We start from the raw sequence: 25,106 nt of genomic DNA, 5'->3' as shown, positions 1-25,106 counted from the left end.
GCTTTTTGAGAAAGTAATATATTTTTAAAAGTTAATTTTTATTAAAAGCAGGTCGCAAAAGATGATCTTGGTTCTGAACTGAGTATCATCTTTTTTTGTGCGTAAAAAAGTCAATATGCTTTTCACGTTAGTAGTAAGGTAAACTCGGGGGGTGTTCTTTTAGCGCACAACTTGTTAAACTGGTTAATGGAATTCAACTATAGAAAGGACTGAATAAATGAAACTTAAACATGGATCAAATAATGAAACAGAAGTTAAGTTGCGCTGGCTGCTGTTAGGGGAGCTAGCAACATGGATTGGGTCAAGCTTTGTTTGGCCCCTCACTTCGGTCTATCTAAATAAGCAATTGCACATCAGTCTATCAGTAATTGGACTGGTATTATTTTGCAATTGTGCAAGTAACGTACTAGGCTCTTTTATAGCTGGGCGTTTATATGATCGCTGTAACCCTTATCCACTGATTGTTGCTGGTCTGGGGACTGATGCACTAGTCTTATTTTTTATGGCCTTTTTCCACGGTTGGCCAGCATATTGGATTTGGCTAATTATCACCGGCTTTGTTAGTGGCTGGAACGGCACAATGATTAACTCAATTGCAACGAGTTTGCGTAATTATTCGGGTCGATATGTTTTCAACTTAATTTACTTCGCTCAAAATGTTGGTACAGTAACGGGAACTTTACTTGTTGGTTATCTTTATGATTTTTCGATAGAATTTTTATTCTTACTGGCCGCATCACTATTTGCAATTGCCTGCATTAACGCGGCGATTCACTATCGGCCAATTATTAACTTTCATAAACAGCGTCAACTTAAAAAAGCTGAAGTTGGAGAAAAGCAAAAGGCGGAGCCAATGCCTAAGCATAATATGATGTTGATGGTTGGTTTTCTTGTTTCGTTAGCGGTAACGTGGCTGATGTATATGAACTGGGAATCCAACCTTTCCGTTTATATGGTGTCATTAGGGATCCCGTTCCATTTATACAGTTTGTTATGGACGTTAAACGGTGCAATTATTGTTACAGTGCAGGTTATCCTAGCTAGATTCCCTCATCTGTTTAAAAATTTATTCCAACAAATTATTTTTGGAACAATAATGTTCGCAATCTCCTTTGCAACACTTATTTTTGCCCGTGATTTTGCCCATTTTGCCTTGTCGATGGTTATTCTAACATTAGGCGAAGCAACTGCTTTTCCGGCTGTTCCGGCTTACATCAATGATTTATCACCAATCAGCAGTAAGGGTAAGTATCAAGGTGAAATTAATGTTGCTCGTGGGATTGGCCAGGCCTTTGGTCCATTATTTGGCGGAATGGTTATTGATCGAGCTGGGTATATCCCATTCTTTATCATTGCTGCTACGGGGATCTTTTTAATGGTTCTGTTGTTAATCCCACTTCATGCAAAACTACGTAAATATATCAAACTTTTTAAGTAATTTTGTAAAAGCTTTTTAATATCTGCTGCTTGCTTAAAATGATAATATTAATTTAGTCTAATTTTAATTTTAATAAAAAGGAAGGACTCTTTTGATGAATAAATTTTTTGCAGTTCGCGGCGGTGGCGGCAACATCATTGAACCCAAGGTTGGTACAAGACCTCAGGACAACCTTTACTTAGCCGTTAACTCAGAATGGCTTGAAAAAACAAAAATTCCTGAAGATCGCTCAAGAATGGCAGCTTTTGATGGTATTGATGTGAACGTTGAAAAGCTCTTGATGAAAGATTTTGCTGAATTTGCTTCTGGTAAAAAAGAGGTACCAGATGTGCCTAATCTAGATGAAGCGGTCAAGCTTTATCAACTTGCATGTGATTTTGATAAGCGTAACAGCGACGGTGCTGAACCAATTGAGTCTGACTTAGCCTTGCTTGATAGTATCAAGGATTTCTCTGATTTTAACCTTAATGCACCTGATCTCTCAACTTTTGCATCATTGCCATTTGTTTTTGATGTTGAACCAGATTTAAAAAATGCGAAAATTAACGGCTTAAACTTTTCTGGTCCTGGTACTTTTCTACCTGACACTTCAACTTATCAAACAGATGATGCTGCAAGTTTGCTTGCTATTTTGCAAAAACAGTCAGTTAAGTTGCTCGAAATGGCGGGGATATCTACCAAGAAAGCAGAGGAATACGCAGAAAATGCGATTAAATATGATGCTAAGCTTGCAAAGGTAGTTAAGTCCTCAGAAGAATGGGCAGACTATCCAGCTTGCTACAACCCAATGAGTATTGCCGACTTTAAGGCTAAATTTGGTAAATTCCAGATTTCTTATTATTTAAAAGAAATTATTGGCGAAGAGCCTGAACAAATTATTGTTCAGGAGCCACGCTATTTAGATCACTTTGCTGAATTAGTAAATGAAGATAATTTTGCCGAAATTAAAGGCTGGATGATTGTCAACTTTATTAACGACGTTGCGTCAACATTATCGCAAGAATTCCGTGAAGCTGCATTTCCATTCAGTCAAGCATTGTCAGGTCAACCAAAGCTGACTAGTGGCGAAAAGCAAGCATACCACATTGCTAATGACACTTTCAGTGAAGTGGTTGGTGTTTACTATGGTAAGACTTACTTTGGTGAGGATGCCAAAAAAGACGTAGAAGACATGATTGACCGGATGTTGACGGTTTACAAGGATCGTCTACGTAATAATAATTGGTTATCTGAAGCAACTAGAAAACAAGCCGTTACTAAAGTTGAAGCTTTGGAACTAAAAATTGGTTATCCAGATAAGGTTGAAGAAATTTACAACCGCTTGAAGGTTATTCCAGCAAGCAAGGGTGGCAGCCTTTATTCAAACGAACGTGCATTTGCTTTGGAAGAGCAAAAGTACAATATTGAACAGTTACATAAAGAAGTTGATCGCTCAATCTGGGCAATGCCGGGCAACTTAGTTAATGCTTGTTATGATCCTACTAGAAACGACCTAACTTTCCCTGCAGCTATCTTGCAGGCACCATTTTATGACTTGAAGCAAGACAGAGCTACTAACTTTGGTGGAATTGGTACTGTGATTGCTCACGAAGTATCTCATGCTTTTGACAACAATGGTGCAAAATTTGATGAGATTGGCAACATGAAGAATTGGTGGACTGATGAAGATTACGCTGAATTCAAGAAGCGTACTCAAGCTGAGATCGATTTGTTCGATGGCATTCAATATGGACCTGTTACCATTAATGGTAAGCAGGTCGTTTCGGAAAATATTGCCGATCAAGGTGGCTTAACCGCCGCGGTTGAAGCAGCTAAGAATGAAAATGATGATCTTAAGAAGTTGTTTGAAAACTTTGCCCGGATTTGGGCCAACAAGCAAATGATTGAAGCAATTAAGAGTCAAACTGCTGTTGATGTGCATGCGCCGGGTCCATTACGTGCTAATGTACAATCACAATGTCAGGATGAATTTTACCAAGTCTTTGACGTTAAGCCTGAAGACGGTATGTGGCTTGATCCTGATAAACGTGTTCATATTTGGTAATTAGTTTTTAATATAAAAAGAAGCACTTCTCTGACAAGGGGAAGTGCTTCCTACTTCGTAAAAGTCGACTTTAAAAGTTACCAATTTAAAGAGCTAAATGTAAAAAAGAGCAAGAATTTGCATTTTTAATGGCAAGCACTAACGTCTAAATTATCGAAGATACATAAAAAGGACTGGAGAAGTTAATCTCTAGTCCTTTTCAATTTAATTATTATCAATTTCTTGATCTTTTAAATGAGAGTAGTCGCGCGGGGCAACTCGTCTAATATGTAGGTTTTTCTTTGGTCGACCCAGAATTAGAGGTACTTGCTCGACTACCGTATCTGTGAATTCAAGGCCAAACCATGAAGCAGGGTTGGATGAAAGATTTTGCAGCCAAATGCGTGCCTTCAAAATCCATTTTTCAAAGCCCTTGAGTTTAGTGAGCGGACTAACAACCTCATTAACGATTACAAATGAGAAATCGCCCACTTTGCGCCCAGGAGTGGTCGTGTATTCTTGCGGCTGCGCCTCGATTGTGCCGTCTTTAATCAAATCCTGTACAATCTGCCGTAAGTAGACGTTAACACTGGTTTGCTTTTTAAAACCTAAGAACAGTTGAACGTTGATGACATTTTTGGTCCCATACGTATTAACAGCGTATCTGGCCGTAAATGGCTCATTCGTAATGTTGACGGAAACGAACCAATAGGCAGCAGCACGTTTTGGCCGTTTATCCAAAATTGAATAGAGAATCTCGCGCTTAATGAACTTATTGTACTTAACTTTCGCCATGTAGACTAGGTTAGTGGCATAAGTCGGGTAATCATCATCGTGACTTAGGTCTGTCAGCATATCAGTATATTCATCTAACCGGACATAAGTGCTTGCTCCTTCATGCTTATCGCGAACCCGGTTGCCAAAGTACCAGATAAACATAATAACACCGATAAAGCCCGCAATTAAGACGGTAACATAACCGCCGTGCATAAACTTGGTCAAGCTGGAGACAAGGAACATGCCTTCAATAAAGCCGAAAACTACTAAAAAACAGAGGCGTAATAATAGTGGTCTGTTTTTGGAACCTAGATACTCGAATAAGAGCAAAGTAGTCATCAGCATTGTGACCGTGATGGAAAGACCATAGGCTGCTTCCATATGTTCTGAGGTTCTAAAGAAAATAACAATAGCAATTGTTGCCACGCAGATCATTTTGTTAACAGATGGGATATAAATTTGACCATGCTCGGTTGTTGGATAATTAATTTTCATCCGTGGCAAAAACTTCAGACCGCTGGCTTCGGAAACAAGCGTGAATGAACCAGTGATTAAGGCTTGTGATGCAATAATTGCCGCAATTGTCGCCAAAATAATTGCGAACAATCGCAGATCAGTTGGAACAGTTTCAAAGAACGGATTGAGTTCAGTACCGTGAGCTTGGTAGTGCGGATTTTGTAAAATCCACACGCCTTGGCCGAGATAGTTTAATGACAGGCAGAGAAAGACATATGGCCATGAACCACGAATGTTGCCTTTGCCGACATGACCGACATCGGAATATAGGGCTTCGGCACCAGTTGTTGCCAGGAAAATAGAGCCAAGAATAAAAATACCGGCCTTGTTAGCTGGGCTAAATAAGATCTTGATTGCCCAAACTGGATTAAGAGCTTCAAGGATTGACCAATCATTGGCCATATTCAAGACGCCGATTATCCCTAAAAAGGTGAACCAGACAAACATGATTGGTCCAAATGCTTTCCCAATGCTGCTAGTTCCGAGCATCTGAATCGAGAATAGTACCAGCAAAATTGCGATTGTAATAATAATGACGGAATTTTGGTTGGGCACCGGGATGCTAGAACCAAAACGCATATTTTTCAACCCCTCGATTGAGGTCGTAACCGTTACGGCTGGGGTTAGCGTTCCGTCAGCCAGCAGTGCGGCTCCTCCGATTAATGCAGGCATTACCAGCCATTTAGCCCGTTTACGAACTAAGGCATACAGGGCGAAGATCCCGCCTTCACCACGGTTGGTTGCTCTTAACGCAATCAGCACGTACTTGACAGTCGTTAGTAATGTGACTGTCCAAAAAATTAAAGAAATTGAACCCAAAATCAATTCACGGTTAACGTTAGCTATTCCGCCGTTACCGTTCACGATTGACTTCATTACGTAGAGTGGACTGGTTCCGATATCCCCGTAAACGATTCCAATCGTGATTAGCAGACCAGCTGCCGAAATCCGTTTCTTTTTCTGATTCATAGTAATCTCGTACTCCCATAGATTTATTAATATTTTAAAGTAAAAAAGAATGTCAATTGGCATTCTCTTTTAAGTATCTATTTTGTTCTTTTTTTAATAATAGTACAAGTAAATTATGATAAAGAAGTAGAAATATTATCACGCCGATTTTCATACCAATTATCCCAGTCTTTGTATGAAGTCATCTTTTCAGGCTCAACTTTGTCCTGCTTGACAATCTCATCAACAATACTTTGGAAGTTATTTGCATGGTATTGCAGAGCGTGCTTAATTAATTCTCTCCGACCAAAATTAATGTTATCAATCACGTAGTGGTTAATATCAACCATGTTTGAATTGACATCATACATGTTCATGATTTCCAAGTCGCGTTGATTAAATTTAGCAATATAGAAGTCGGTGAAAACCTTCAAATAATCTGGTTGCTCGTCAAACTCTTCATCGGGCATAGTAGTCCATTCAGCATCTGGCATGACAACCTTAAGGTCTTCATTTTCTTGTTCTTGTTCATTATCTTGCTCTTTGATATTATTTTCTTTTTCAGTCAAAGCAGACACTCCTTTATTAAAAATAGGAAACATGAAAGTCAATAGTCATTTTACAGAGTTTAAACTGTAAAAGCAACTATTGTATCGATTTGTACATAAATAGTAAATCTTTTTGCTCGTTTAGCTAGGAAAATTATAGCATCTTTTGTAGCACCAATTAACGTGTGGGGCGGTATGCTCAAATAAAAATCGTCCCGCCAGTTAATGGCAATAGACGATTTTAAAATTAAGTTATGTAAGTGCCAGTTAAAGCAACAACTTATTAATTTTTTGAAGAAAGCTACATGAATGTTAATTACGGTTTAAGGTAATCTGCGACATCAGATTTGGTAATCTTAGATGGTTTACTGCGGCCAGATTTGCGGTAAAGGTCGATCAAATCCTGGGGACTAAACGACATTCCGTCATAACCAAGTTTAGTTACTCTTTTACGCAGTTGGCTAATTTGACTATTAGTAACCGTCTTACCGTGAACTTTATGGTCGCCCACAGCACCTTCACCGGTCTTGCCAGCATTACCAGTATCTTGATTTTGCTTTGCCGAGTTTGAGCTTGAGCGGTAACTTCTTGTTAAAGCACCAGCACCATTATCATTTTCGTCGGCAAGTTTCTTATTCTTATCAACGCCCTTTTTAGCCTGCTTCTTGTATTTAGCATAGTATTGACCGTTGATGTAAGGCAAATCTAACACCTTTTGGTACTGGTCAATTGCCTGCAGATATTGCTTATCATCTTCAGCTTGCTTGGCATTATCAAAAATCGGCTTGATCTCGTTTTCGTAGTTGTCTTGCACGTCTTTAATAGTAGATTTTAATTTGCGCCCCTGCTTAGTTAAGGTAGCGTAGCCATTATTTGCAGTAACTACATTATTGACGTTAGTCAGTGCATCATCGTACTTGCCATCTTTAGTTGCGCTAATTGCCGAAAGCATATTATCTGCTTGGCTCTTATAGGCTTTAGCCTGGGCAGTTTTCTTAATGCCGAGTGCTTTATCAAAGGCGCTGCTTGCCTTGGAATAATTCTTATCAGCAACTGCATCTTTACCTTGCTGCATTGCACTATTATATGAAGCATTAACTTGATTGCTATTGGATTTTTGCGTTGCGTAAAAGACGCCACCACCGATAGCAATAATTACTACTGCAACAATCGTCCAAATCGTAGATTTTTTCATAATCGGAATTTGTCCTCCTTATTAATATTCATATTAATTATAGATGGTTTAGGGTGTTTTGACTACTGAAGCACGTTTTTAAGGCATTAGAAACAACTTTTTTAGTAAATTTGTTACACTTTGGCGTTTCAATTCGTTAGTAATAGTGTAAGACATCTAGCGCGCGGATAGCTTACAGTAAGTTTTAGAGTTAACTAAGAAAGGCTACTGATAATGAGTTTCGAATTACTAGACCAATCAATCCAATATAGTTTTTACAATCCTAAATATGGTAAAGAAAAAACCAAGTCACGAATTTTTCGTAATCTGAAAAAAGGTGCCTCTGCTGCTGGACTTGCCAAGGTCGGGGATGCATTGGCAATGCTGCAAGGGGATGAGTTAATAGCGGCAACACTGATTCAGAAACAAGCAATTCCATTAATTAATGAAGGTAACTAAAGTTAATCGCAAATATGATCAAGTATAGGAAAGAAGAGAAAAATAGTTAAGATGGTAACCAGAACAAAGACCTTACAATTGGTATTTTTAAACGGCAAAGCTAAAAAGGTTAACTTAACCGTGCAAAATGCGGCGGAAGACCTTGACTCAGAGACAGTTAAGACAGCGATGAAGACGATTGCGCAAGCAGATGCTTTTGCAAAAGAGGGGGTGGATCTTTATCAGGTTCCTCAGTCTGCTTCATATGTTGAACGAGTTGTTACTGACCTGTTCGATAATTCTGCAGCTGAATCTAAGCAGTTTGCGGCTGGTGGAAGTATTAGAGCGAATCATTAGTAAAATTAAGCAGCTATTTAATTAGCATAAAAAAGTTTAATGAAAAAGTCATCGCGTGGTGACTTTTTCGTTTTGTTATTATTTTGTAAAATTTTTGTTGTATAAAACAAGTTATTTGACATTATTGAAGCTCAAAAGCCCCCAATTAATTGATGTATTAGCGTTTAGCAATCATGCAAAAAATTACATTTTTAACGTGAAGCTGTAAGCGTTTATTACAAAAGTGTGTAAAATAACTCCGTGCCTTGCAATTTAAGACAAAGGTAGGTACAATATGAAATGTGGTAAGTAATAGCTATGCTTCAGGTTCGATTGCCTGTACGCATGCGCGTTCTTCAGCCTGAAAGCTACCTCATAAGAGTTATAAACTTATGAATTCGGCTTGAAGGATGTTGTAACAATGTAGGCTCAATCTGACTGAACCTATAGCCTATTACTATTTTGTATATACACAAGGAGGAAAGACCACATGAAGAAAAATTTAAGAATTGTTAGTGCTGCTGCAGCTGCATTATTAGCTGTTGCACCAGTTGCTGCAACTAGCGTATCAACAGTATTTGCTGAACAAGTTAATACTATTGGCGGCGGTACAACAAATAATGCAAATGTTGCAACTTTTGACTTGAAGACGACCAATGCTTTGTCCTTAAGTGATGGTACAGCAGCTTCTAATTTGAGTTTAGACATCACAGCAACTGTAACGCCTGATAAGTCAACAATGGAACATTCTCAAGCAAAGGTTTATAAGGCTTCTGATTTTACAGACAGTAATCCATCAATTGCCAATGACGGTAAAATTAATTGGGCAAACAATCAGGAACCAGCGAGCCTAACTAATCTTTATCACAAGGATGATGCTGGCCATGAAAATGTCTATTATGCTGTAGTGTACGTTACTTTACACGGTTTGCAAGCAGGCCAAAAGTATACAATTAATTATGGAAATAATCAATCATTTACAATTACAGCCAATCAAAATAAGGATGCTTACTTCCCAGTAATTTCAAATTCATTTAAAATTCCTGATACTTCTGTACAAGGTGCGCCATTTGTCACAGAAGGCACTTCTGGTACTAAAGCTCTATCCTCAGGCTCAGTTTCATTGACATCAAGCAATTGTAATGTCCAAGATTTGGCAAAAGCTATTACAACTAACTATAGTGTGAAAACTACTGGATCAAGTGATTTGAAAGGTGGTTGGGTAAATGCAGAAAGTGATGTGCGTGCTGCTCTTAAGAATGCGGGTATCACTCCAAAAGCTGATGCAAAAGGCAGTTTTGACAAACCAGCTGCTCCATTCCCAATTACAATGAATATTTACTCTGAAAATGGAGTAAAGGGTACCTTCTTAGTAATTGCAGACCCTAATTCAGAGATAGGTGACATGAGCTATCCACGTATTTCATATAAGACAAAGAATGGTACTGTGAATACGCCTGATGTTGCTGATGCAACTTCTACTGCTTCTGCATCAAGGACAATTGATGATATTGATGATGTTATAGATTATGATAATTCTACTGCAACACCAATTACTTTCAATTATGTTCCAGTTAATGGTACAGTTGATACTGCAGCTATCAAGAGAGCATTTCATGCTGTTGTAAGTGGAAATAATACTAGTGTAACTTTAGACACTAATGTTGACGTAAGCAAGGTTAACACTAAGGTTGCCGGCAGATATCCTGTAGTTGTTTCTGCTACTAATGCAGAAAAGAAAACTTCAAAGGTAACTTTCTACATTACTGTTGGTGTTAAGGGTGCTACTTACAAGACTGTTCAATCAGATGGTGATGTTCCAGTTTACAAGATTGAAGGTAACACTGTAACTGATACTAAGACTACTGTTAAGAACGGTGACCAAATTGCTGTCTTTGGTGACGCAATCAAAGTTGGCGACAAGTCATACACTCGGATTAACAGTGCTGATTCAAATCTTTATGTAGAAACTAAGTATGTTGACGGTTCATTCAAGCCTGCTGATAAGACTTCTAAGACTGTAATGCACAATGCTTACATCTACGACAAGGACCACAAACGTGTTGGTACTAACATGTTACGTGCTTACACTAAGGTTGATGTTCTTGGTGCAGCAACTAAGCTTGCTGATGGTAGCTTAGTTTACCAAATTGGTGACAACCAATACGTAATGGCTGATAACATTGATGGTACTGTTCGTACATTATCTCACAACGCTTACGTATACAAGACCAGCAAGAAACGTGCTGACAGCCGTGTATTACGCAAGGGTGCTAAGGTAACTACTTACGGTTCACCTTACACATTCAAGAATGGTAAGGCTTACTACCGTATCGGTGGCCCAAGCAAGCAATACGTTAAGGTTGCTAACTTTAACTAATTCTCATTAGTTAATTACAGGAAACGGAAACGACTATGTCGCTTCCGTTTTTTGTTTGCTTTTCTATGAAAGCGATAACTTTTAAGGTATAATCATATATATCAAAGCCAATAGAAAAGGAAACTAGCAATGAAAGAATGTGAGCATTACAATCTCCCGCAAGGTCAAGAATACCGTGTCTGGTCAAAAGCTATCCTGCGGCAGAAGGTGGGTCATGACCAGGTCTTAAATGATTATCTTGTCGAAGATGGGCATTACTCGATCAATCAAAAAACTTTGGCACTTTATGAATTTCAGCAACAGCCTTTGCTTGGAAAGTATAAAAGCGTCATCTTTGATATTCAGGCGGGTATTATTCTCAGCTATAATAGTACCCGGTCACTTTTAACTGCTTTTAGTAAGGAATGCTTATTAGCCGGACTAGAATTTCAGCGCGAGTTTGCCCGTAAAATTAACCTTAAAAGTCATAATACGATTGCAACGGGCCGGTTGGCCTACTTTTCTACCCGAAGCTACAATTCAGGCAATATTGATTGGGTAGCCTTACATCAGATGGTTGCTTTTCAACCGCTTAATTTGTCGGCCGTTGCTTTCAAGACTGTTTCCTGTGCTGACTCTGATTATGTTTTTGCTTTTGATAATTGTAGTCGTTACATTAGTGAGCAAATTGACAACGGTTTGTTTTATAATCATGCCCTTTATCAGCTCGCATCTGTTCATTTGGAACGTATTTTGGGTTGGCACGTGACGGCAACTAAAGGAAAGTCACTAATTGATCAGCCAGAATACTTTCATCCACACGAGCCATTGACCAACCTTTCCTTAAAGCACATCTTGGTTAATTTACTAGATAAAAAACAACAGCGATATGGTCATTATTTGGCTAATTTTTATGAGTTTCCAGAATTAGTTGAATCTCACCGCATTATTCAGCAAATAAGCCAGAGACCAGATACGCTTTATTAAGAAGAACCCGAATCGAATTCGATTTGGGCTTTTTTTACAATTTTTTCAACCATTGCCCAGCTTAAGAATACGCTTACATATTAATAAAAATAATTATATTAGTTTAATAAGTTAGCTATTATACTGACCCAGCTGCTCCTTTTTCTCAGCTTTTGTATTTTGCGTCTAAATTGCTAATCTAAGTATGCACAAGCGCTTGTGACACTCACAATAAAGGAAATGGTCACAACAATGAAAATCAGTCAGCAAGCATTTATTACAGCATGGGAAAATCAAAAATTAGTTAGAGGCGCCATTAAGTGTGCTCACGTCAGACAGGACTATACTAACTATGAAGACTTTCTGCAAGAAGGACTATTAATTTATGCGCAAATGCTAACCGAACAGGCTAATTTACCACGTAAAGAGGTCGATCGGCTCAGCTTTCGGAAGGTTCTCTGGCATACAGTTGACTTACTGCGCCAAGACAAGCGACATAATGAACAACAGACAAGTCTCGTAACTAGACAAGAAATTAGTCAAAGCAGTCATTTGGATAACCTAATTACGTTACAAAAAGAAGTCACCAAGATGTCAGCTTTAGAACAGCAGATTTTTGTGCAGCATTTACTATTGCAAAAACCAATTAGTCAGTTGGCTAGCGAGTTGAAGGTCAGCCGCGTTCAATTGCAGCGCGTTAAGAAGAGCCTTTTACAAAATCTGCGGGTAATTTTGGAACGTTAAATTACTACTTGTAACAAATGTCTGTTTATATTACTTTTTGACTACAAATAAACAGCATCTATTGTTTATCAGGCAATTGCTCGTTACAATAAAGATGTCGATTAAGGAGGAAATTATTTTTATGAAAAGAAGACTTATCACTGGTTTTTCAGCTGCAGTCCTTGCTGCATCGGCTGTTATTCCGGTTACCAACAACTTAATTGCCGCTTCGCCAGCGCGGGCTGAGAAGGTTTCAGCAGCGACAGTGAGTGAGACAACTTTTTTAAATACTGCTGTTAGCCAAGCACAAAAGGTTGCTAAGAAGTATGGCTTGTACCCATCTGTGATGATTGCTCAGGCAATTGTTGAATCGAATTGGGGTCAATCAGGCTTAGCGGTTAATGCTAATAATCTTTTTGGCATGAAAGCCGATGATAGCTGGGCAGGCGCTGTTTATTCCGCTAAGACGCGTGAAGAAGATAAGAATGGCAAGAGCTATTACGTGGTTGCTAAATTCAGAAAGTACAACAATTACCAGGAATCATTCGATGACAATGGTAATAAATTGCGGAATGGCGTTTCTTGGCAACCCGACCGCTACCAAGGTGCGTGGCTTGAGAATGCCGCATCCTATACTGATGCAACTAAGGCCCTGACAGGTACTTATGCAACAGCTAATAATTACAATACGATTTTAAACACTAGAATAACCTCCAGCAATTTGACACAGTATGACCCGAAGATTTCCAACGCTTCGAAGTCTTATGTTGTTAAAAAATCAGGCGCAACTTATGCCTGGCCAACTGACCACTCAGTTTCTGCGAAGACTGACTCTGTTAACAAGGGTGATGCCGTCACTGTTACTAAGACAATTACCTTTTATAACGGCAGGAAGCGGATGTACATTTCCGGCAAGGGCTGGGTTAACGACACTTTACTAGATGCAGGCAGTGCATTGCCACCAGCTTCACAGGCTCCTAAGGGCGATGAGAAAGTCAACAAGACTTTGATGCATAACTCATTTGTCTATAATGATAAGGGCAAGCGCGTCAAGGGTATGAAGGCTCTTAAGTCAGGTGATGAAGGAAAGGTAATTGCCACTTACGGCACCAAAACAATCAACGGTAAAAAATATTACCGTATTGGCGAAGATCAATATATTGCATGTGGCAATATTGATGGTACCTTTAGAACTTTGAAGAAGAATGCCTTTGTTTATAATGATTACGGCAACCGTGACAATAAGAAGGTCATGAAGAAGAATAAATCAGTAGCAACTTATGGTGCTGTGATTAACATTTATGGTAAGAAATATTACCGCATTGGTATTCATCAATACATTAAAAAAGCTAACTTTAAAGCTGAATAATAGTTTTTAACAAATAGAAATGAGGAATGAACGTTTAGCAATGAAGATCAAGAAACTAATAACTACTATTGCTATCGGAGTAGGTTTAGTTGCTCCTATTGTTAATATTAATCAGCCGCGTGCAGTTGAGGCGGCTTCAATCAATTCAATTGCCAAGCAAAATAGCTATGTTGGCGAAACTTACTTGTATAAAATGCTGCAAACAGCCAATATTAGGTACAATAAGTTTTATGCTAACGGCAATATTATTCGGTACAGAAAGGGTAAGCCAGAAGGAATCGTAATTCATGAGACCGCAACACCAAATGCTTCTGCTTACAATGAAGCCATTTACTTTAACCGTGAATGGATGAACATGTACTCATATGTCCACGCCTTTGTCGACAGCAAGCAAGTTATCCAAATGATGACGCCAAATTATGGTGTCTGGGGTGCTGGTGCTGTTGCCAACAACCGTTTTATTCAAATTGAACTATGTGAAGAAAATACGCGGGCAAACTTTGCTAAGAGTGTCAGCAATGATGCTATTTATGCTGCTAAGTTGCTTCATCGTTATGGCATTACGCCGGTTAATGCCTCCAATACTGGCCAAGGAACGATCTGGTCACACCACGCTGTGTCTCGCTTTTTAGGCGGAACCAATCATACTGATCCTGATGGTTATTTCGCTAAGTGGGGCTATTCAATGGATGACTTCTTTGCTTTACTGAAGTATTACTATAATTTACAAGCAGGAGACACTGCAGCAGAAGCCCCAACTGATCCTTCAGCTAGCGATTCAACTGCTGGTGACAATGTTTCGCAAGCACCAACAGGGAAGAAGACTTTGATGCACGATGCTTATGTTTACGATGAACAAGGCAATCGGACTAATGCGGAATTAAAGACTGCCGGAACGGATGTGACCGTTGCGCAAGAAAAGGTGATTAACGGCAGAAAGTACTTGCAGATTGGTGAAAACCAATATGTCGTTGCAAGTAACATTCTGGGTACTGAACGAGTACTGTCTCATAATGCTTATATTTATGACACTACCGGTCTTCGCGCGGATAGTTCCAAGCTGTTGCGCGGTGCAAAAGTGCGGACTTATGGTGGCCGGGTTAACATCAACGGCTCCATGTATTACCCAATTAGCGCTACCCGCTTTGTTAAAGCAGCGAATTTCTAATTAAAATAGATTAAGTTCATGATCTTGGATCATGAACTTTTTTTATGCAAAAAAATAATGATCAGTCTAAGATAATGGTAAAAGCAGTGCTTTTAATTACAGGTGTTATCGAGTATAATCTTCACAGTATTTAAGGAGGGCAACTTTGCATGGCTCAGTTATCTTTATTTCTCGTTATCTTATTTGCGCTAATTGTGCCACTGTTAATGGCTAAGTTAAGGGTTAACGCGGTGCCAACTGCAATTGCGGAAATTATCGTGGGGATCCTTTTAGGAGCTAGTGGCTTCAATGTGGTCGGAGTGACACATGATTTATCCTTTTTATCGAACCTAGGCGTGATTCTGTTAATCTTTTTGTCCGGAATGGAAATCGATTTTAATTTATTAAAACTACATAAGGGCAAAAAGAAAAATAAGCAAGCAGTTAATCCAATGCGGATTGCGGTTGGCTCATTTTTAAGTATTAGCGTGGTGGCTGTCTTCTTAGGTTGGTTATTAAAGTGGTTTGGTTTATTTAATGATGTTGCACTGGCGGCAATTATTTTTATGACCATTGCTTTAGGAGTTGTGATTGCTACACTAAAGGAAAAGGATATTTTGCGCCGACCAATTGGGCAGACAATTTTACTAACCGCAGTTTTAGGCGAAGTAATTCCTTTGATGCTATTAACTATTTATGCTGCTGTCAATGGCGGCAACACCAAGCAGTTGTGGTTGATCATTCTACTGTTCATGGCTGCGATTGTTTTGCTCTGGCGTTCTAAACGGCTATACCTCTGGTTCAATGACGTTACCAAAAACACGACTCAGCTAGATATTCGACTGGCATTCTTTCTGATTTTTGCGCTTGTGACGGTGGCTGAAAAAGTGGGCGTGGAAAATATTTTGGGCGCCTTCTTGGCGGGGATAGTGATGAAATTGCTAGAGCCAAGTCATGAGACGAAAGATAAGCTGACTTCAATCGGCTATGGCTTCTTTATTCCTATTTTCTTTATTATGACGGGAGTTAAGCTCAATTTACGGTCTCTTCTGGCACATCTCTGGTCATTAACATTACTGCCCGTCTTAGTCGTCTTCTTGTTGATTGCCAAATTACCGGTTGTTTTAATTTATGCTAAAAAATTTGGTTATCGTAATGGGCTAGCTGGCGGTGTCCTAAGTGCAACGACAATTACGATTGTTTTGCCTACCTTGGCAGTAGCACGTAAACTGCGGGTCATTACTTCGCTGCAATCTGATGTCTTTATTCTGGCAGCGGTTATTGTCTGCATCTTTTGTCCCGTAATCTTCAATGCGATTTTTAAATTGCAGCCTGAAGACCGGATTAAAGAAAAAGTTGTGCTTGTCGGGGCAACTGCTCTGACCGTTCCAGTTTTACTTGATTTACATGATAAATGGTACTCGGTCAAAATGATGACTAGTGATGAGGAAGACTATAATCTGTATAAAAGTCGTGTTCCTAGTTTGGATTTATTACCCGAACTAACTGAAGCTAAATTAGAACAAAATGGTGCGTTTAACGGCAATATTTTTGTTGCAGCATTAATGTCAGATAAGGAAAACTTGCGCTTAGCTAAATTAGCACGGCAAAAAGGCGACTTTAAGCGAATCATTGTTTGTCAGAAGCGAATGGCAAATGAGGAAGCGGCGCAATTGGCGGAAAAAGGAATCGAAATTTTTAATCTCGGCAATGTCAGTGCTGCTTTATTACGTGCATTGATTGAGTCACCTGCTGTTTACCGGGTTTTAACTGATACCAAGAATGCACTATATTCAGTAGTAGTGCGCAACATTCATTATACGGGACGGCAATTAGCCGACTGGGATGTGGCACATGATATCACGGTCGATCGCATTCACCGCGGGCAAGAATGGCTTGTTCCGCATGGTTATTCGGTTATTGAAGAAGGCGACGAACTGATTTTTTCGGCCAAGTCACAGGCAGCTGACCGGGTGCGCAAGGTAATCGGTCGCAAATAAATTAAAAAGCAAAAATAACCATCTTGAAAGCTTGCACGCTTCAAGGTGGTTATTTTGGTTGGACATGTTATCAGTATTTAGTTTTTAACTGATGCTTTAGCCTGGGCTAAAACATCCATTACTGCCATGCTGTGGTCATACAGTTTATTAGCCTCTGTCACATCATGATGATCGATAATATCTACGAAAGACGCAAATTCGCTAGCCATCCGGTGCTCGTATTGATTAAAGTTAAACTTATCGGTATCGCCACCCCGATTGTCAACGGTGAAGTTAGCGAGCACACCAGTTGAACCATCAAAGTAAATCGTTCCGTTTTCGCCTTCAATAAAGGAACGTGGATTAGTGTAGCAGTCCTTAGAGGCAATTAGAGTAGCCTGCTTGTCGCTGTAAATCATTGCTAGAATACCGGATGTATCAATCCCTTTTTGCATTACTGGGTAATATTGAACCGCTTGGGGTTTGCCAAAAAGACCAACGGCTAAATGAATGTTGTAGATATTCAGATCCATTAACGTCCCACCATCCTTAGCAGGATCAAAGACAGGGGCGATTTTGCCTTTTAAGAAGTCATCATAGCGGCTGGAATATTGGGTATAATTTAACGCGATAATATGAATTGGGGCAATTTTTTTAAGTGTCTTTTTGATCGCCTGGAAGTTGCCTAAATGAATATTGGTAATTGCTTCGACAATGATTACGTGGTGTTCATCAGCAATCTTTTTGAGTTCCTTAGCCTCAGCCACTGTTGACACGTAAGGCTTCTCACAAATGACATTTTTGCCATTCTCAATTGCTTGCTTAACCACTTCGTAGTGAAGCGAGTTAGGCACAGCTACGTACACGGTATCGACGTTTGGGTCGCGGAATAAAAGATTATTATCCGCAAAAACTTCTTTGATATCGTATTTCTTAGCTAGATCGCGTGCGATTGTCTGACTTCGTTTAGTAGTTGAAATTGCTGCTAATTCTAGGTTCTCAATCTTATCCGCTGTCGTTAAAAAGTCGTGAACAATTTTGCCACTGCCGATAATCCCAAGTTTCATAATATTAGCTCCCACTTAATAAAAATAATTATTTATTTGCGTCAATGTCAGCAGGCTTAGCTGCTTTCTTAACGTCATTTGGTACGGCCAAATCAGCGTATTCACCGAAATGACTAACCTTAAACGTCATTTTGACTGTTGCCACTTTAATTATGACATATTTGACGCTTGACTTCGAGTCAATTAGATGATCATCTTGCAGGCGATGGGTGGCATAAATTGTACCTAGCTTAGTGTACTTGTTCAAGTAGTTCAGTTCTTTTTTGCTAAACTTCACGCTGCTAGCTATGCGAGCCAGTTTAAGTCCAGTTTTGTATGCCTGATTGCCGTTAGCTGCTGTTTTTAGAGTATAAGTACCATTTTGCTGACTAAATTTACCATTTTTGAGTAATTGGTCAAAGTTGCTGGTCTTAATAATGTTACTTGTCAATTGGTCATTTCGACTGCTATTGAGAGGTTGATATTCCCATTGATCGCCAATATATGTGTAAAGTCGGTTTTCCTTTTCATCTGCCCAAAATTCAATCTTTTTTGACTTGCCAACATAAGCAGTCGGAACATAACCACTCATGTGGACTACATTTTGGTTGAAACCGCCGGTAAGGCTAAATACTGTAGCAGGAATTGCCCTGCCTTTTTTCAGGTGCGGCTCGACAGATACTGTGAAATCAAGCTGACCGTTGGTCTGGTCATTTTGCTTAATGATGTCGATCGCCTGTTGTTTATCTAGGGCAGCCGCAACAGGCTTAGCTTGGGTAAGGCCCCCAGTCAATAAACTAAAGGTTAATAAAACACTAGAAATAATTTTTTTAACTTTCATTTTTCTTCTCCTTATAAAAAGATTGCTTTTAAGGTCAAAACTTCGTTGCATATGCTAATAAACTACTTGTCGGTTTTAACTGGGACAGCATTTTTAACATCATCTGGCAAAGCTAAATTACCGTATTCGTTAAAGTGACTAAAAGTTTCGCTGATCTTGATTGTTGGGCCTTTCTTAAGTTTAGCGGTAGTCTTACTTTGTGCACTGACTACTTTTTGATTGGTTAAAGTGAAGTTTAGCTTGATCTTGCCAATTTTCACGTTCTTAGTGAAAGATTTGATATCTTTGTTTTTAATGTCGTTTTTCAAGATAACTTGCATAACGGGCTTGACATATTTTTGACCATTAACCGAGCCGGTTAATTGATAGACGCCCTTTTTATGTGTTAACTTACCGTTCTTTTCTAAATTTTTAAAAATTGAATTTGATAGATTAACGAGTGATTTTTGACCCGTAAGATCATTAATTAATGTTTGATAAGCATCTGGCACCGTTTCATATTCCCATTTATTCTTATTAAAATTGTAAAGGCGGTTATTCTTACCGTCGACCCAGACATTTACTTTGTCTTTTTTATTGCCATATTTAATCGCCCCATTTTCGTTTACTAATTTGCTGGTATTATTATAATACCCATCAATCGTTATTGCTGTTTTGTCATTTTTAAGTAAAGTAGTTGTGGTTGAATGCATTTTTCCGCTGTCTTGCTTTTTATTATTTTCTTTAATTATTGCAACTGCCTGCTTTTTGGTCATAGCGGCTGCGACCGGTTGAGCTTGACTTAGACTACATGCAAATAAGGTAAAAGTCAGTAATATCGAAGAGATCATCTTTTTTGTTTTCATCGGAGTACTCCTTTGTTTAATCTTACTTAATTATATTTTAAGGACCATTTTACCCTATATTTAATAATATTGTTTTAATTTTACTAAAAAAGCATTATTTCATAGTGAAATAATGCTTGGTACGTAATCATTTTTTATTATTTGCTTTGGGTAAAGGCTTAGCATTTAAAGCGTTTGATGGTAACTTGAGGAAATCACGGCTGCCAATATTGGCATAGCTTTGACCGGCACTTAATCTCATCAGCTTACCAATCTTTAAGTTGACATTGTACTTGAAGGTAGCAAGTTTATTCCCCTTAACTACGAGCTTAACGGTCATGTTTTGGAATTTACCCGCTTTAGCTAACTTATTGTAAATTTTCTGTTGTTGCTGGCTTTGTGTATTGGTCTGAAAAATTGGCGCAACAGCTGCTTTCATCACTTCTTTATCAGTGATCTTAGCTGTTAACGTGTAGGTTCTGCCGCTTCGCTTCATTTGATATGCGTTAATGAGCTTAGAAGGTGGATCCATTAACATTTCGTTATTAAGAATGGCATCAAGCAAGTCTGCATAGGTGTGACCGGTTGTTTTCGCAACTTCTGCTTTATACCAAGTACTTTGACCGTTGATATATAGATTTCCCGTATTGCTAATCCACTCATCCATGCTGTGGGAATTCTTTTTACTTTGATTATTTTCAGTCTGATAATTTAAATGAAAAACTGTTGGGTCGCCACCGAAAGTAAAGTTTGAAGCCACAACCTGACTGGAAGTGTCAGTTCTAAGGTTAACAACTTGCTTAGCCTGACCACTTTTAAAAGTTTTCTGAGCTTTTTTAATCACCTGGGTTTTGGTTAAAATAGGTTCAGCTTGCTTTTTTTGTTTAGAGCAACCACCGGAAATTAGTGCCGCTACAACGCCCATACTTAGCAATAATTTTTTAAATTTCATTTTGGTTAGATATTCACTTTCCTTATAGTCATAATATTATCTATTGTATCGTAAAATAAAGATTAAAAAAATGATTTTTAATCTTAAACCCTATGAAAACAAAATCTAAATGTGTAAAATAGTAAGTGAAGCTTTTAATTTGCAAAGGAGATATTTCATGTCGAAATTAGTTTTAATCCGTCACGGACAAAGTGAATGGAACCTTGAAAACAAGTTCACTGGTTGGATTGATGTTGACTTGTCAGAAAAAGGTGTTGAAGAAGCAAAGAATGCAGGTAAGTTAATTAAGGAACACGGTCTTAAATTTGACCAAGCTTATACCTCAGTTTTAACTCGTGCGATTAAGACTTTGCACTTCGCTTTGGAAGAAAGCGATCAACTCTGGGTTCCAGAAACTAAGTCTTGGAGATTAAATGAACGTCATTACGGTGGTTTGCAAGGTTTGAATAAGAAGGCAACTGCTGACAAATATGGTGACGAACAAGTTCACATTTGGCGTCGTTCATACGATGTTTTGCCACCAAAAATTGAAGATGATTCAGAATTTAGTCAAGTACATGACCGTCGTTACGCAGATCTTGACCCGAACATCATCCCACGGACAGAAAACCTTAAGGTTTGTCTTGAAAGAGTTATGCCATTCTGGGAAGATCATATTGCTCCAGACTTATTAGCTGGCAAGAATGTCATTATTGCTGCTCACGGTAACTCACTCCGTGCTTTAACCAAGTACATTGAAAACATTTCTGATGCTGACATTATGAACTTGGAAATGAAGACTGGTGAACCAGTGGTTTACACCTTCGATGAAAAATTAAACGTAACTAACAAAGAAAAGTTAGACGATTAATTTAAAGTTTAATAACTAAAATAAAAAAGTCATTTTAGAAGAAATTCTAAAATGGCTTTTTTGCATGAATTGGTTTTATCGGTACCTGTGTTCTTGACCTTTTCGTTATTTCCTAAAAACATTTTAAGCCAGCATATTTACATGCCTAATATAATAATATTTTAATATTTAAAGCCAATTACTTTAATTATGATTAATGCATTAACTATGAGTTAGATACGATAATATCAAATGAATTAGCCGATGTTAGCTTAAGAACACTATCTTGATTATAATTCACTATCCTTTTAAAACTATATTATTTTTTTTTTTTTTTGTATATAGTGTTCTAAAAATCGAGGTTTAGCATTATGATTAATGAGAATGCTTTTAGTAACAGTAGTTAAAAGCAAGTGTGTAATAAAAATATGAATGAAAGGTTTAAAAAATGAATAAAAACAATTCGTATAAAAAAGTAATTGTTTCACTATCGGGTGCAGCATTATTAACGGTTGGGCTAGGTCAGATGCCCAATAATGTTTTAAATAATATGCCTGTTGAGGTTAGTGCCGCTAAAAAGACCAAGGTAATTGGTGCCAATTCTGCTATTTATAGATTAAAAGGCAAGAAAATGGTCAAGACCGGTACGGTTCTTAAAGTGGGTAAAAAGGTCAGTGTTTCAAGCAAGAAGACTGTAAAAGGCAAAGTTTACTATAAAATTGGCAAGAACCAATATATCAAGGCCGTAAATGTTGACGGCAGGAACCGCAAAGCAGCTAAGAAGGCAGTTTTATATACTCGTAAAGGTAAAGTTATAAAGAGCAGTAAAATCTCTAAAGGTCAAAAAGTAACAATTTATGGTGCAGCAGTAACCATCAAGGGTAAGAAGTATTACTCAACTAAGTTAGGTTATATTAAAGCAAGTGCTTTGGCTAAGAGGGAACCGGCTATTGATGATAATGATGTCGAAAAGCCAAATGAAAATAATACAACTCCAAATAATAAACCTGATTCAGGTAATAACACAGCTTCGGCTAATAATTCTAATTCAACCAGTGTACCTAGTACTGGTGGCTCAAACTCAACAAGTCCAAGTATTCCTACAGTAGATCCTGCTTTGCAACCAGCTAAGAATTCAGCTACTGGTAAGATTAAAGCTGCAGCTAAAGAAGCCCAAGACAAAATTTCTGGTAATAAGAATTTGTCAAAGGCCCAACAAAAAACAGCGATCGATGCAATTGACAAAGCAGTAACAGATGCAATCGGTCAAGACGAAAAGAGTGGTGCAGTTAATGCTGCTACAACTACTGATGGTGTTACAAAAGCTGAGAATGCAGCAACTGATGCAATTGACAAAGCAGTAAAAGATGCAACCGCATTAGCTGATAAGAATCTGCAAGGCGCTAAGGATCAAGCTGTTGGTAAGATTAAAGATGCAGCTACAGAAGCCAAAAATAAAATTGCCGATAATAAGAACTTAACAGATAAGCAACAAAAAGCAGTGACCGATAAGATTACTGAATTATTAGATAAAGCAACCGACGAAAAGACTGGTGCAGTTGACGCTGCTAAAACTACTGATGATGTTACAACAGCCGAGAAAGATGCGACTGATGCAATTAACAACGCAGTAAATAAAGCAAATGATGAAGCTACTAAGAATCTGCAAGATGCTAAGGATACAGCTGTCAAAGACATTAAAGAAGCCCAAGATGATGCTGTTAACTTAGTTAAGAGTAGTCCATTAACAGATGCTGAAAAAGAAACAGCCATCAATCAAATTGAAGATATTGTTAAGGCTGCTTTAGGTGAGCAAAAAGATGGTAAGAGTGGCTCGATTAATGATGCTAAGACTTTAGCTGACGTTAAAAATACCAAAGACGAAGCAACAGCAAAATGCGAATTAGCTGGAAACAAGTTAGTTTCGAATGACTTGGCAAAACAGGAAGGCAATTTTGTAAAGGATGCCGTAGCCAAAATGGATGACGGTGATGCTAAGACGGCAGCACCGGATAAAATTGCTAAAGCTGTAACAGCTGCTAAAGACGCAATTGCAAAAGCTAAAACGCAAGCTGATCTTGATAAGGCAGAAGCAGATTTCCAAAATGCACTTAACGATGCAGTACCATTTGCTAAGCAGCAAGAATATGCTATTGACACAATTAATAATGCGGTCAAAACAGCTAAAGACGAAATTAATAACGATGATTGGATGTCAGAAGATGAGAAGAATGCAACACTTTCTGAAATTGACACTGTTGTTAAATTAGCTTTAGGTGAAAAGCAAGATGGCACTAGTGGTGATGTTCATGATGCCAAAACAACGAGTGATATTTTTACAGCCGTAAACACTGTTTTAGCTACTTGCAGAGTAAAACAAACTAGTGACTCACTAAAGAAACAACAAGAAGCAGCTATCAAAGAAATTAACCAAGCAGCTGATGATGCAATTCAAGCGGTTAAAGACACGCCTGCATCAACAGAAAATAAGCAAGCAGCTATCGATAGAATTAATGCTATTGTTAAGAATGCATTGGGTGAGCAAAAAGATGGCTCAACAGGTGATATCCATGATGCCAAATCTGGAAGTGAAGTTAGCGTAATTAAGAATAAGGCTATCAAGGCATGTAAATTAGAAGAAGATAAATTGACTTCTAGTGAACTTGTAAGTCAAGTGTCAGACTTTGCTTCTGAATCCGCTACAAAGATGGACGATGGTGATGCTAAGACAGCAGCACCAGATAAAATTACTAAAGCTGCTAAAACAGCTAAAGACGCAATTGCAAGTGCTAAATCGCAAGCTGATCTTGACAAAGCAGAAACTGATTTCCAAAATGCACTTAACGATGCAGTACCATTTGCTAAGCAGCAAGAATATGCTGTTGATACAATTAAAAAAGCAGCTGAAGATGCTAAGACAGTAATCAATAATAATGCTAATCTATCAAAAGATGAAAAGGATGCAGCACTTTCTAAAATTGACACTGTTGTTAAAGTAGCTTTAGGTGAAAAGCAAGATGGCACTAGCGGTGATGTTCATGAAGCCAAAACAACGAGTGACATTTTTACGGCCGTAAATATGGTTTTAGCTACTTGCGAAGCAGGGAAGACTGATAGTTCATTAAAAGAGCAGAAGGATTCAGCTATTAAGGAAATTAATCAAGCAGCTGACGATGCAATTCACACAGTAACTGGCTCGCCTGCATCAACAGAAAATAAACAAGCAGCTGTTGATAGAATCAATGCTATCGTTAAGGATGCATTGGGTAAACAAAAAGATGGCTCAGCAGGCAGTATCCATGATGCTATGTCAGAAGATGAAATTAATACCATTAAAGACCAAGTTACTAAGGAATGTGAATTAGAAGGAAAGAAATTGTCTTCTAGTGAATTAGTAAGTCAAGTGTCAGACTTTGTTTCTAAGTCTATTGCCAACATGGATGATGGTGACGCTAAGACGGCAGCACCAGATAAAATTGCTAAAGCTGTAAAAGATGCTAAAGACGCAATTGCAAGTGCTAGATCGCAAGCAGAGCTTGACAAGGCAGAGACAGATTTCCAAAGTGCTCTTAACGATGCAGTACCATTTGCTAAGCAACAAGCATATACTGTTGATTCAATTAATAATGCAGTTAAAGCAGCTAAGGATAAGATTAAGAATGATGGGTTGCTAACTGATTCTGATAAGGAAGAGAAACTTGCCCAGATTGATGCTGTAGTTAAGGCAGCTTTAGGTAACCAAAAAGACGGTACTAACGGTGATGTTCACGATGCTACAACTACAAACGATCTTTTATTAGCTCAAAATTCTGTTATCACTGTATGCAATCAAATCTAATGAATTAAGAAGTAATTACGCTTAAAAAATTCGAA

19 protein-coding genes are annotated in these 25,106 nt (G+C 38.4%); 12 read left to right on the top strand and 7 right to left on the bottom strand.

Annotated features, from left to right (window positions below):
- Positions 1-217: 217 nt before the first annotated feature.
- Both J3U71_RS08415 and J3U71_RS08410 read left to right on the top strand, forming a co-directional pair.
- Positions 218-1,438, top strand: a complete 1,221-nt coding sequence (locus J3U71_RS08415; RefSeq protein WP_220268593.1) for an MDR family MFS transporter — start codon at positions 218-220, stop codon at positions 1,436-1,438.
- 94 nt (positions 1,439-1,532) lie between these two features.
- Positions 1,533-3,482, top strand: a complete 1,950-nt coding sequence (locus J3U71_RS08410) for a M13 family metallopeptidase (protein ID WP_267393707.1) — start codon at positions 1,533-1,535, stop codon at positions 3,480-3,482.
- A gap of 204 nt (positions 3,483-3,686) precedes the next feature.
- Here the strand turns inward: J3U71_RS08410 and J3U71_RS08405 are convergent, their stop codons facing one another.
- The 3 genes from J3U71_RS08405 to J3U71_RS08395 all read right to left on the bottom strand — a co-directional run bounded on the left by J3U71_RS08405 (position 3,687) and on the right by J3U71_RS08395 (position 7,445).
- Positions 3,687-5,723: a KUP/HAK/KT family potassium transporter gene (locus tag J3U71_RS08405; RefSeq protein WP_267393709.1), complete on the bottom strand. Its 2,037-nt coding sequence runs from the start codon at positions 5,721-5,723 to the stop codon at positions 3,687-3,689.
- 113 nt (positions 5,724-5,836) lie between these two features.
- Positions 5,837-6,271: a hypothetical protein gene (locus J3U71_RS08400; protein WP_267393711.1), complete on the bottom strand. Its 435-nt coding sequence runs from the start codon at positions 6,269-6,271 to the stop codon at positions 5,837-5,839.
- A 295-nt stretch (positions 6,272-6,566) separates the two neighbouring features.
- Positions 6,567-7,445, bottom strand: coding sequence for a hypothetical protein (locus J3U71_RS08395; RefSeq protein WP_267393713.1), 879 nt, complete (start codon positions 7,443-7,445; stop codon positions 6,567-6,569).
- A gap of 213 nt (positions 7,446-7,658) precedes the next feature.
- Between J3U71_RS08395 and J3U71_RS08390 the strand changes: the two genes are divergently transcribed.
- From J3U71_RS08390 to J3U71_RS08350, 8 genes are all read left to right on the top strand, one after another.
- Positions 7,659-7,883 (top strand): DUF1659 domain-containing protein, encoded by a 225-nt coding sequence (locus J3U71_RS08390; protein WP_267393715.1) that lies wholly within the window; start codon positions 7,659-7,661, stop codon positions 7,881-7,883.
- 51 nt (positions 7,884-7,934) lie between these two features.
- Positions 7,935-8,219, top strand: a complete 285-nt coding sequence (locus tag J3U71_RS08385) for a DUF2922 domain-containing protein (protein ID WP_267393717.1) — start codon at positions 7,935-7,937, stop codon at positions 8,217-8,219.
- A 469-nt stretch (positions 8,220-8,688) separates the two neighbouring features.
- Positions 8,689-10,578 (top strand): SLAP domain-containing protein, encoded by a 1,890-nt coding sequence (locus tag J3U71_RS11610; protein ID WP_323848348.1) that lies wholly within the window; start codon positions 8,689-8,691, stop codon positions 10,576-10,578.
- A 129-nt stretch (positions 10,579-10,707) separates the two neighbouring features.
- Positions 10,708-11,544: a hypothetical protein gene (locus J3U71_RS08370; protein WP_267393719.1), complete on the top strand. Its 837-nt coding sequence runs from the start codon at positions 10,708-10,710 to the stop codon at positions 11,542-11,544.
- Positions 11,545-11,775: 231 nt separating this feature from the next.
- Complete coding sequence (locus J3U71_RS08365) at positions 11,776-12,267, top strand: sigma-70 family RNA polymerase sigma factor (protein WP_267393721.1); 492 nt, start codon at positions 11,776-11,778, stop codon at positions 12,265-12,267.
- Positions 12,268-12,388: 121 nt separating this feature from the next.
- Complete coding sequence (locus J3U71_RS08360) at positions 12,389-13,615, top strand: SLAP domain-containing protein (RefSeq protein WP_220268583.1); 1,227 nt, start codon at positions 12,389-12,391, stop codon at positions 13,613-13,615.
- A 40-nt stretch (positions 13,616-13,655) separates the two neighbouring features.
- The gene (locus tag J3U71_RS08355; RefSeq protein ID WP_267393724.1) at positions 13,656-14,783 is read left to right on the top strand and encodes an SLAP domain-containing protein; all 1,128 of its coding nucleotides are present in this window, start codon (positions 13,656-13,658) and stop codon (positions 14,781-14,783) included.
- Between the two features lie 149 nt (positions 14,784-14,932).
- The gene (locus tag J3U71_RS08350; RefSeq protein WP_267393726.1) at positions 14,933-16,762 is read left to right on the top strand and encodes a cation:proton antiporter family protein; all 1,830 of its coding nucleotides are present in this window, start codon (positions 14,933-14,935) and stop codon (positions 16,760-16,762) included.
- A 77-nt stretch (positions 16,763-16,839) separates the two neighbouring features.
- On the opposite strand, the gene J3U71_RS08345 is transcribed toward J3U71_RS08350, so the two are convergent.
- The 4 genes from J3U71_RS08345 to J3U71_RS08330 form a co-directional block, all read right to left on the bottom strand.
- Positions 16,840-17,808, bottom strand: coding sequence for a Gfo/Idh/MocA family protein (locus J3U71_RS08345; RefSeq protein ID WP_267393728.1), 969 nt, complete (start codon positions 17,806-17,808; stop codon positions 16,840-16,842).
- Positions 17,809-17,836: 28 nt separating this feature from the next.
- Positions 17,837-18,628: a hypothetical protein gene (locus tag J3U71_RS08340; RefSeq protein WP_267393730.1), complete on the bottom strand. Its 792-nt coding sequence runs from the start codon at positions 18,626-18,628 to the stop codon at positions 17,837-17,839.
- Positions 18,629-18,690: 62 nt separating this feature from the next.
- On the bottom strand, positions 18,691-19,473 hold the full coding sequence (locus tag J3U71_RS08335) for a hypothetical protein (RefSeq protein ID WP_267393732.1): 783 nt from the start codon (positions 19,471-19,473) through the stop codon (positions 18,691-18,693).
- A gap of 127 nt (positions 19,474-19,600) precedes the next feature.
- The gene (locus J3U71_RS08330; protein WP_220268577.1) at positions 19,601-20,404 is read right to left on the bottom strand and encodes a hypothetical protein; all 804 of its coding nucleotides are present in this window, start codon (positions 20,402-20,404) and stop codon (positions 19,601-19,603) included.
- Between the two features lie 157 nt (positions 20,405-20,561).
- Here J3U71_RS08330 and J3U71_RS08325 point away from each other — a divergent pair, with 157 nt between their 5' ends.
- Positions 20,562-21,254, top strand: a complete 693-nt coding sequence (locus J3U71_RS08325) for a 2,3-diphosphoglycerate-dependent phosphoglycerate mutase (protein ID WP_103752988.1) — start codon at positions 20,562-20,564, stop codon at positions 21,252-21,254.
- Between the two features lie 427 nt (positions 21,255-21,681).
- Positions 21,682-25,071 (top strand): SLAP domain-containing protein, encoded by a 3,390-nt coding sequence (locus J3U71_RS08320; RefSeq protein WP_267393735.1) that lies wholly within the window; start codon positions 21,682-21,684, stop codon positions 25,069-25,071.
- The last annotated feature ends 35 nt before the right edge of the window (positions 25,072-25,106 follow it).

Source organism: Lactobacillus sp. B4015, from assembly GCF_026536055.1.
GTDB classification, from domain to species: domain Bacteria; phylum Bacillota; class Bacilli; order Lactobacillales; family Lactobacillaceae; genus Lactobacillus; species Lactobacillus panisapium.
The sequence above is the reverse complement of the archived record's forward strand: the minus strand, read 5'-3'. Positions and strand labels throughout refer to the sequence as shown.